Origin of the sequence: Escherichia sp. R1 (assembly GCF_003000935.1) — a bacterium.
Classification (GTDB): Bacteria; Pseudomonadota; Gammaproteobacteria; order Enterobacterales; family Enterobacteriaceae; genus Escherichia; species Escherichia coli.
Genome location: NZ_PSRU01000042.1, coordinates 1 through 8,897, shown reverse-complemented (window position 1 = coordinate 8,897; position 8,897 = coordinate 1). Strand labels below are relative to the sequence as shown.

5 protein-coding genes and 2 pseudogenes are annotated in these 8,897 nt (G+C 45.2%); 6 read left to right on the top strand and 1 reads right to left on the bottom strand.

Features of this window, described 5'->3' with window-relative positions; translation table 11 throughout:
* Positions 1–1,536: 1,536 nt before the first annotated feature.
* The 5 genes and pseudogenes from C4F37_RS26220 to senB form a co-directional block, all read left to right on the top strand.
* Positions 1,537–2,162: pseudogene (locus C4F37_RS26220) on the top strand (replication initiation protein); the annotation flags it as partial.
* A 373-nt stretch (positions 2,163–2,535) separates the two neighbouring features.
* The gene (locus tag C4F37_RS26215) at positions 2,536–3,411 is read left to right on the top strand and encodes a ChaN family lipoprotein (protein WP_001224623.1); all 876 of its coding nucleotides are present in this window, start codon (positions 2,536–2,538) and stop codon (positions 3,409–3,411) included.
* A 7-nt stretch (positions 3,412–3,418) separates the two neighbouring features.
* A complete protein-coding gene (locus C4F37_RS26210; RefSeq protein ID WP_000981091.1) occupies positions 3,419–4,195 on the top strand; it encodes an energy transducer TonB family protein in 777 nt (258 codons plus the stop codon).
* Between the two features lie 168 nt (positions 4,196–4,363).
* Complete coding sequence (locus C4F37_RS26205; protein WP_001100763.1) at positions 4,364–6,625, top strand: TonB-dependent receptor domain-containing protein; 2,262 nt, start codon at positions 4,364–4,366, stop codon at positions 6,623–6,625.
* Positions 6,626–6,693: 68 nt separating this feature from the next.
* A complete protein-coding gene (senB, locus tag C4F37_RS26200) occupies positions 6,694–7,869 on the top strand; it encodes an enterotoxin production-related protein TieB (RefSeq protein WP_001020413.1) in 1,176 nt (391 codons plus the stop codon).
* A gap of 522 nt (positions 7,870–8,391) precedes the next feature.
* On the opposite strand, the pseudogene C4F37_RS26190 reads toward senB, so the two are convergent.
* Positions 8,392–8,670, bottom strand: a pseudogene (locus C4F37_RS26190) (IS91 family transposase); the annotation flags it as partial.
* Between the two features lie 52 nt (positions 8,671–8,722).
* On the opposite strand from C4F37_RS26190, the gene C4F37_RS26185 reads away from it, so the two are divergent.
* On the top strand, positions 8,723–8,897 hold a 175-nt coding region (locus tag C4F37_RS26185; protein ID WP_139120106.1), incomplete at its 3' end, for a transposase.

The following is an 8,897-nucleotide window of genomic DNA, read 5'->3' as shown; positions in this document are numbered from 1 at the left end:
ATACGGGTACTGTTTTCATATTATCTCTTCCGTTAAGTATGATATATATTCTTTCTGTTATTATAAAAAGGCTGTCTGTAAGATAGACAGCCTGTCTTATATTTTATTTAAATACCCCAGAACTTATGCCACAAGAATTATCTAAAAGTTGCCGTTCTACTCCGTTAGTTTGTAGTTCTATCATAGTCTTATTAACTCGATCACGAGGTCTGTATGACGGGGAAGCTTGCGCTGTAAGATTATATGATAATGCACATATTGTAATGATAGTTGTTTTTATCTTTGTGTTTAATGTGAAAATTTTATAAAGCATATAATGTTCCCTATTTTTATTTTGTTTATAATTTATTGGTTGTATGTTAAATCTATCATAAGTCTAATGATTAAAATGGTTAGTGGTGTCAGGATTAGTGAAAATAAAGGATGTAATATGCTATTCTTTCTCTGTAAGTACTTGAGAATACTAAACCATAGTACAAGAATGATTATGTACATGTAGTGAGAATTGGAAAACATAGTTTCTTCCCGTGTTAATGAGAGTATGTGTTTTTATGTGGGGATATGTACACCCCATATAGATGTATTATGTTATATTTATAATATACCTCGGCAAAATAAAAGGATTGTTATAGAAATAGGGAAGGCTATAAAAAAGCTTATATTAAGGTCTGTTTTCTTCTTAGAAAAATAATTCTTTGTTCTAATTATTATAGATGTAATCCCCCAAACAATAAAAAGAATGGAGCTGCTTGTAATTATTTGATATATCAAAATTGTTTTCCTCTATTTTTGTGTAGATAGATGTTAATGGCACTGGGTGCATTTATTCGTAATTTCTTTTTCCATGCTGGGCCAGCAGGAGCATTTGAACAGAAACTTGATTAATCATGAAAACACATCACTTATCGAAGAAAAAAATATAAACTAACAGAATAACTATAGATGCAGGGAAAGCTAAGAATAAGCTTATAGCTGGGGCTGTTTTTTTGTTGAATTTCCAGTTTGTGACTCTGATTATTACAGCTATAGTCATCCAGACTATAATTAAAATAGAACTGCCATTGATAAAATCATATTTCAAAATAAATTCTCCTGTATTTGTCACTCAATCGGTGGTTTATGTGACTATATTCGCAAAAACTGGTCGCAGAAAAGTCCTGTTTTCAGCTTGGAAACCCGGTAATCAGAATAATGGATAGGGGAACAAAAATCTCTGTATAGAACGCTCCATTGAGGGAGAGAAAACGTGTCATTTTGACCCGTTCGGTATTCAGAACACACAAAACCGATCGCGGGTCGCTTTCGTGCATAGTTATGCAGCCATCTAAAAACGATTCTGGCGCGTTTTTCTGGTTTAGCCTGGGTTTTCTTGTCTTTTTGCGTTTTTTGCGCCAGAAAGCGATTGAGGGCGTTTTACAGGGTACGTACAACGGGAGTTATGGTAAATGGATCGGGTTTTCGGGAAGGTTCGACAGGATTTGCCGTTGGGTGTAGTGTAAGCGACTGAAAAACAAACGCCCCTGAAATCATGTCCAGATCCGGCAGAACCAGCCTCATGCGCAGTTCTGGCTGGTTTTTGACGTTGATCGCGAGGGGGCAGCGATTGACTGGAGCGACCGGAACGCTCCCGCGCCGAACATCACCGTAAAAAATCCTGTGAACGGTCATGCTCACCTGCTCTACGCGCTCAATATCGCCGTGAGAACCGCGCCGGACAGCTCGGTTAAGGCGCTGAAATACGCCGCTGCGATTGAACGTTCGCTGTGTGAGAAACTTTGTGCTGATGTGAACTACAGCGGACTGATTTGTAAAAATCCGTTCCACCTGGAATGGCAGGTGATGGAGTGGCGAGAGGAAGCCTATACCCTCGATGAACTGGCTGATTATCTCGATTTGAGCGCCTCAGCGCGCCGTAGCATCGACGAAACTGCCACCTGTTCGAAATGACGCGCAAATGGGCTTACAGGGCGATTCGTCAGGGCTGGCCCGAATTCTCACAGTGGCTTGATGCCGTGATTCAGCGTGTCGAAATGTACAACGCATCGCTTCCCGTTCCGCTTTCACCGCCTGAATGTCGGGCTATTGGCAAGAGCATTGCGAAATACACGCACAGGAACTTCACGCCGGAAACTTTCGCACAGTATGTGGCTGATACGCACACATTAACGTACGTTTTCGTTCCATTGGCCCTCACCCCCCGATAACGACCCAGGTAGCGCGCCGTATTCCCCCCGCCGGCCGTTTTCTTCGACATGTACATCAGGCGCGGAACTCATCGGGGCGCAGGAATGAAATCCCATTCAGACTCCGGATAGATTCAAGCAAGCCCACTTATCGTCAAAATCGGTGTTGCAAAAACGGGAGTGACCATAGATCCGTTTTCCAAGCGGACCCATAATATCGGCTGGTAAACATCACTCGCTAGTGCATTCTTTTTGTTGGTAATGATAATCATTTACATTCATTCTTTGATGTTTTATCATAATTAATGTTTTGTCAATAAATATATGGAAACATATTGTTTCAGATGGGAATATGAGAAAGTTCATCCTTATTTCTATGATAACGTTAGCTAGTGTTAGTCTGGGAGCCTGCAGACAGAATGTCACCATAAAGCAGGATGCGCCAGGGCAGAAAGCTTTCCTGACTGACGGGCAGATTTACGATTTGCACAGTGGCAAAATTATTTCTAGCAGCGAGCTTTTGGCGGATCTTGCTACCGCTCAACATCTTATTATTGGTGAAAAACACGATAATGCCGAGCATCATCAGATTGAGCTTTGGCTTATTCAAAATTTGCTCATCCAGCGACCACAGGGGAGTGTGTTGCTTGAGATGTTGACGTCAGAGCAACAGCCCCGAGTTAACCAAGTTAAATGTTGGCTGAAAGATAATCCTGTGGTTCGAGATAGCCGTGTTCAGGAACTACTTAACTGGCAAAAAGGGTGGTCCTGGGAGATGTATGGCGACATCGTCATGCAGCTATTACGTGGGCCTTACCCGCTGCTCAATGCCAACATTGGCCGGGAGCAGATATTGGCACTGTACAAAAAAAACGAATTTCCTAAAGGAAAAAAATCCACTGCACCTGTGGTACAAGAAGCTCTGCGTGAAACCATCATATCTATGCATGAAGGCAACCTTGAAAGCCAGCAACTGACGTCAATGCTCTCTATTCAGCAGCAGCGGGATCGCTACATGGCCCGCCAGCTTCTGAGTGCCCCGGTACCGTCGTTGTTGATTGCAGGTGGTTATCACGCGTCAAAAAGCATGGGCGTACCGTTACACATGGAAGATCTTGCCACCGGCACCCATCCAGTGGTGTTGATGCTTGCAGAAAAAGGAATGAACATCACAGTAGATCATGCTGACTACGTGTGGTTTGTAGCGCCAGATACAACAAAAAGGTAAACCATGGATGATGAATATTCTCCACTTCTCACAGTCGGTAAAATGGAGCAGCTGGTTTATCTGTTCTCTACTGCTTCATGGACTGATTTTCCTTGCGTTTATCTGGCGTTTTTCCGAAGTTCAGCCCGCTATGTCTCCTGCACCGGCGATCATGCTGCAATGGGCAGAAATTATAGAGGCTCCTTCTTCTCCACTTTCGCTTCCGGTGGGAATCGCTCAACAGGAGTCCGCAGTGACAGAAGAAAAGCAACAAACTGAGGACAGACAACAACGTCCTGTCACTGAAGACAGTGATGCAACCATTGAAATAACTAGGAAGAAAAAGTCATCCGATGGAGAAAAGAAAAAGACACGTCCACCTCGTAAGATAAAGGCTCAAACCAGCGACAGCAACCCCACAGCCGTTTCCAGTAATGCTGCACCTCAGGCTCTGGTCGAATCGTCCCGTATTGCTGCGCCTTTTAACAGTGACTCAACAAAGCGAGATAATTCTGAGGCATCTTGGGAAAGCAGAGTAAAAGGCCACCTAAACCGTTATAAACGTTACCCTGGCGATGCCAGAAAACGTGCACGAACCGGCACAGCCGTCGTGACTTTTACCGTAAACACGGAAGGCACTATTGTCAGTAGTTTCTTGGAAATCTCTTCAGGAACCTTTTCTCTTGACCGCGAAGCTATTGCTGTTTTAGAACGCGCTCAACCACTTCCCAAACCACCGCCTGAAATATTGGAGGGAGGATTATTTAAAGTAAAAATGCCGATTACCTTTAAGTTGAAGGAGTAAAGGGATAATTGGCCGTTCAAGTTCATTTAACTGAAATTTAATTTTCATTTTTATGCTGAACATTTTATCAAACTTTTCCACTGTCAAAAAAATCAAAAAGACAGTAGAACATAATTAATAAACAAATAGTTATACTTATCTTTATTAATATTATACCCAAGGAAATTTATGAACGTTATAAAACTGGCTATCGGCTCAGGCATATTATTGCTCAGCTGCGGTGCTTACTCACAATCCATCAGTGAAAAAACTAATTCCGACAAAAAAGGAGCGGCAGAATTCAGTCCGCTCAGCGTTTCTGTCGGGAAGACGACCAGTGAGCAGGAAGCTCTCGAGAAAACAGGCGCGACCAGTTCCCGGACAACGGACAAAAACCTGCAATCACTTGACGCAACAGTGCGTAGTATGCCTGGTACTTATACTCAAATAGATCCTGGTCAGGGAGCAATCAGTGTGAATATTCGAGGCATGAGCGGATTTGGTCGTGTAAACACTATGGTCGATGGTATTACCCAGAGTTTTTACGGAACCTCTACCTCCGGAACAACGACGCATGGTTCAACTAACAATATGGCTGGCGTACTTATAGATCCTAACTTACTGGTAGCAGTTGATGTTACACGCGGTGACAGCAGTGGCTCTGAAGGGATCAACGCCCTTGCCGGTAGTGCAAATATGCGTACTATTGGCGTTGACGATGTAATATTTAACGGTAATACATATGGCCTTCGTTCACGTTTCTCTGTCGGTAGTAATGGGCTGGGACGCAGCGGAATGATCGCCCTTGGTGGAAAAAGCGACGCTTTTACGGATACGGGAAGCATTGGCGTTATGGCTGCTGTGAGCGGCAGTTCTGTGTACTCTAATTTCTCAAATGGTTCTGGAATTAACAGCAAAGAGTTTGGTTATGATAAATATATGAAGCAGAACCCCAAATCCCAACTGTATAAAATGGATATCAGACCAGACGAATTTAACAGCTTCGAACTTTCCGCTCGAACCTATGAAAATAAATTTACACGTCGTGATATAACCAGTGACGACTATTACATTAAATATCATTACACCCCTTTTTCTGAATTAATTGACTTTAACGTAACGGCCAGTACCAGTCGCGGTAATCAAAAGTATCGTGATGGCTCGCTGTATACTTTCTACAAAACCTCAGCGCAAAATCGTTCTGACGCGCTGGATATCAACAATACCAGCCGGTTCACTGTCGCGGACAATGACCTGGAGTTTATGCTGGGCAGCAAACTGATGCGTACCCGCTATGACCGGACCATTCACTCAGCGGCGGGCGACCCGAAAGCGAATCAGGAATCGATCGAGAACAATCCGTTCGCACCCTCCGGCCAGCAGGATATTTCAGCGCTGTATACCGGGCTGAAGGTTACGCGCGGCATCTGGGAGGCAGATTTCAATCTCAACTACACACGTAACAGGATCACAGGGTACAAGCCCGCCTGCGATTCACGCGTTATCTGCGTGCCACAGGGTAGCTACGATATTGACGATAAAGAGGGTGGCTTCAACCCTTCAGTTCAGCTTTCTGCTCAGGTAACACCATGGCTTCAGCCGTTCATTGGCTACAGCAAATCCATGCGCGCCCCGAACATCCAGGAGATGTTCTTCTCTAATTCAGGAGGCGCATCCATGAACCCATTCCTGAAGCCTGAACGTGCAGAAACCTGGCAGGCGGGTTTTAACATTGATACCAGAGATTTACTGGTCGAACAGGATGCCCTGCGCTTTAAGGCTCTGGCGTACCGCAGCAGGATCCAGAACTACATCTACAGCGAGTCTTATCTGGTTTGTTCTGGAGGTCGTAAATGCAGTCTGCCTGAGGTGATTGGCAATGGCTGGGAGGGCATTAGCGATGAATACAGCGACAATATGTACATCTACGTTAACTCGGCAAGCGACGTTATCGCAAAGGGCTTCGAACTGGAGATGGATTATGATGCAGGTTTTGCTTTTGGCCGACTCTCTTTCAGCCAGCAGCAAACAGACCAGCCAACCTCCATCGCCAGCACCCACTTTGGCGCAGGGGATATAACCGAACTGCCCAGAAAATACATGACGCTGGATACTGGTGTTCGCTTCTTCGATAACGCGTTGACCCTGGGCACTATCATAAAATACACAGGCAAGGCTCGTCGCCTGTCGCCTGATTTTGAGCAGGACGAACATACCGGCGCAATAATCAAACAGGATTTGCCGCAGATCCCAACGATTATCGATCTCTATGGTACTTACGAGTACAACCGCAACCTGACACTGAAACTTTCGGTACAAAACCTGATGAACAGAGATTATTCGGAGGCGCTGAATAAGCTCAACATGATGCCAGGTCTTGGTGACGAGACCCACCCAGCCAATTCCGCGCGTGGCAGAACATGGATATTTGGCGGGGACATTCGTTTCTGATGACAATTTCCGCTAGGTTCAGACAATACGTTTTCTCTCTTATGTCAATTTTATTGCAGGAACGAAAAATGAATATTTTCACTTTATCCAAAGCACCGCTATACCTGTTAATTTCACTATTTTTACCCACGATGGCCATGGCTATCGATCCACCTGAACGCGAACTTTCGCGATTTGCCCTGAAAACGAATTACCTTCAGTCCCCTGATGAAGGCGTCTATGAACTGGCGTTTGATAATGCCAGTAAAAAGGTGTTTGCAGCAGTCACCGATCGTGTAAATCGTGAAGCCAATAAAGGCTATCTGTATTCGTTTAATTCAGATTCGCTGAAAGTCGAAAATAAATACACGATGCCATACCGGGCATTTTCGCTGGCGATAAATCAGGATAAACATCAGCTCTATATCGGACACACCCAGTCAGCGTCCCTGCGTATCAGTATGTTTGACACCCCAACCGGCAAACTGGTAAGAACCAGCGACAGGTTAAGTTTTAAAGCGGCAAACGCTGCAGATTCGCGTTTTGAGCATTTTCGCCATATGGTTTACAGCCAGGATTCCGATACCCTGTTTGTGAGTTATAGCAATATGCTGAAAACGGCCGAGGGCATGAAGCCTCTGCATAAGCTGTTAATGCTCGACGGGACGACGCTTGCCTTAAAAGGCGAGGTTAAGGATGCTTACAAAGGTACAGCGTATGGTCTGACGATGGATGAAAAAACACAGAAAATCTACGTTGGCGGAAGAGATTACATCAACGAAATTGATGCGAAAAATCAGACGCTGCTGCGTACCATCCCGTTGAAAGATCCGAGACCACAAATCACAAGTGTGCAGAATCTGGCGGTGGACTCCGCTTCTGACCGTGCCTTTGTGGTGGTATTCGACCATGACGATCGTTCCGGTACAAAAGATGGACTCTATATTTTTGACTTACGCGACGGTAAACAGCTTGGCTATGTGCACACAGGAGCCGGAGCTAACGCGGTGAAATACAATCCGAAATATAACGAACTGTATGTCACCAACTTCACTAGCGGCACCATCAGCGTAGTGGATGCCACCAAATACAGCATCACCCGTGAATTTAACATGCCGGTCTACCCAAACCAGATGGTGTTGTCGGACGATATGGATACCCTTTACATTGGCATCAAAGAAGGCTTTAACCGCGATTGGGATCCTGATGTGTTTGTGGAAGGAGCTAAAGAACGTATTCTGAGCATTGATTTGAAAAAGTCGTGATCGGGGGGAAAAAACATGGGATAAAAACTCCGTTATTCCACTAAACTGGCCGGACTAGGAAAAGCAAACATCTCTGTCCTGCCGGTACGCCTGTTACGCCGCTCCATGAGGCTGAGGAATCTCCAGAAAACGAGACAGGCACAGCATTGTACGATCAACTGATTTGTGCCAATAATTAAATGAAATCACAGCTATGCCTGTTCATGGGGTTCTAGGCCGGAACCCCAGATTTTTCCGATTGTTTGTTTTCTAACTGATTATTCAGTAGTTTTAGAGGGCTGACGCTCAGTGGAACGAAAACTCACGTTAAGAGGTTTTGACTATGATAAAAGTCAAAGTAGGGGTGAGTTTGGATATGGAAATTATTGTACTATAAGGAGAGCATGAAAAACCCTGGGGCAGTCACTGAATGAGGGACCAGCAGCGGTAAAATAACCAGCATAATTTCTGCATGGTCGATTTTTATACCGTGACAGGCTGTTTTTTATACTTGCACCGATTCCCGGGCACACTTAGCCTGTGTCAGGCCGGCATATACCTCAGCAGACTGATATCCCGCGCGTTTTTCTTCAGCCCTGATACATTCAGCCCCGCAATGGCCCGGCGGTATACCATCCGGCCGCCGCACAGCACGCATTCGAACGGGTCACGACTCAGGAACTGTTTCACCATTTGTGCATAGCACACTTTCGCCACTGCTTCCGGTTTATCCATCCCCAGAGCACGGTACACCTGCGGCAGCTTCTCTCCACACACCCGGTTGGCAAGGAACCCGAAGTACCTCACCATCTTAAAAAACTGAACCGCCCCGGGAATCCTGGAGACTAAACTTCCTGAGAAAGAGGTAAACAGGATGACTAAAAATACTCGTTTTTCCCCCGAAGTCCGTCAACGGGCAGTCCGTATGGTTCTGGAAAGTCAGGGCGAATATGACTCACAGTGGGCGGCAATTTGTTCCATTGCCCCAAAGATTGGCTGTACACCGGAGACTCTGCGTGTCTGGGTACGCCAGCATGAGCGGGATACCG

Excerpts from the sequence above, each read along its gene's own strand:
- C4F37_RS26215 (WP_001224623.1), top strand. The coding sequence starts at position 2,536 with ATGAGAAAGTTCATCCTTATTTCTATGATAACGTTAGCTAGTGTTAGT.
- C4F37_RS26210 (WP_000981091.1), top strand. The coding sequence starts at position 3,419 with ATGATGAATATTCTCCACTTCTCACAGTCGGTAAAATGGAGCAGCTGG.
- C4F37_RS26205 (WP_001100763.1), top strand. The coding sequence starts at position 4,364 with ATGAACGTTATAAAACTGGCTATCGGCTCAGGCATATTATTGCTCAGC.
- senB (WP_001020413.1), top strand. The coding sequence starts at position 6,694 with ATGAATATTTTCACTTTATCCAAAGCACCGCTATACCTGTTAATTTCA.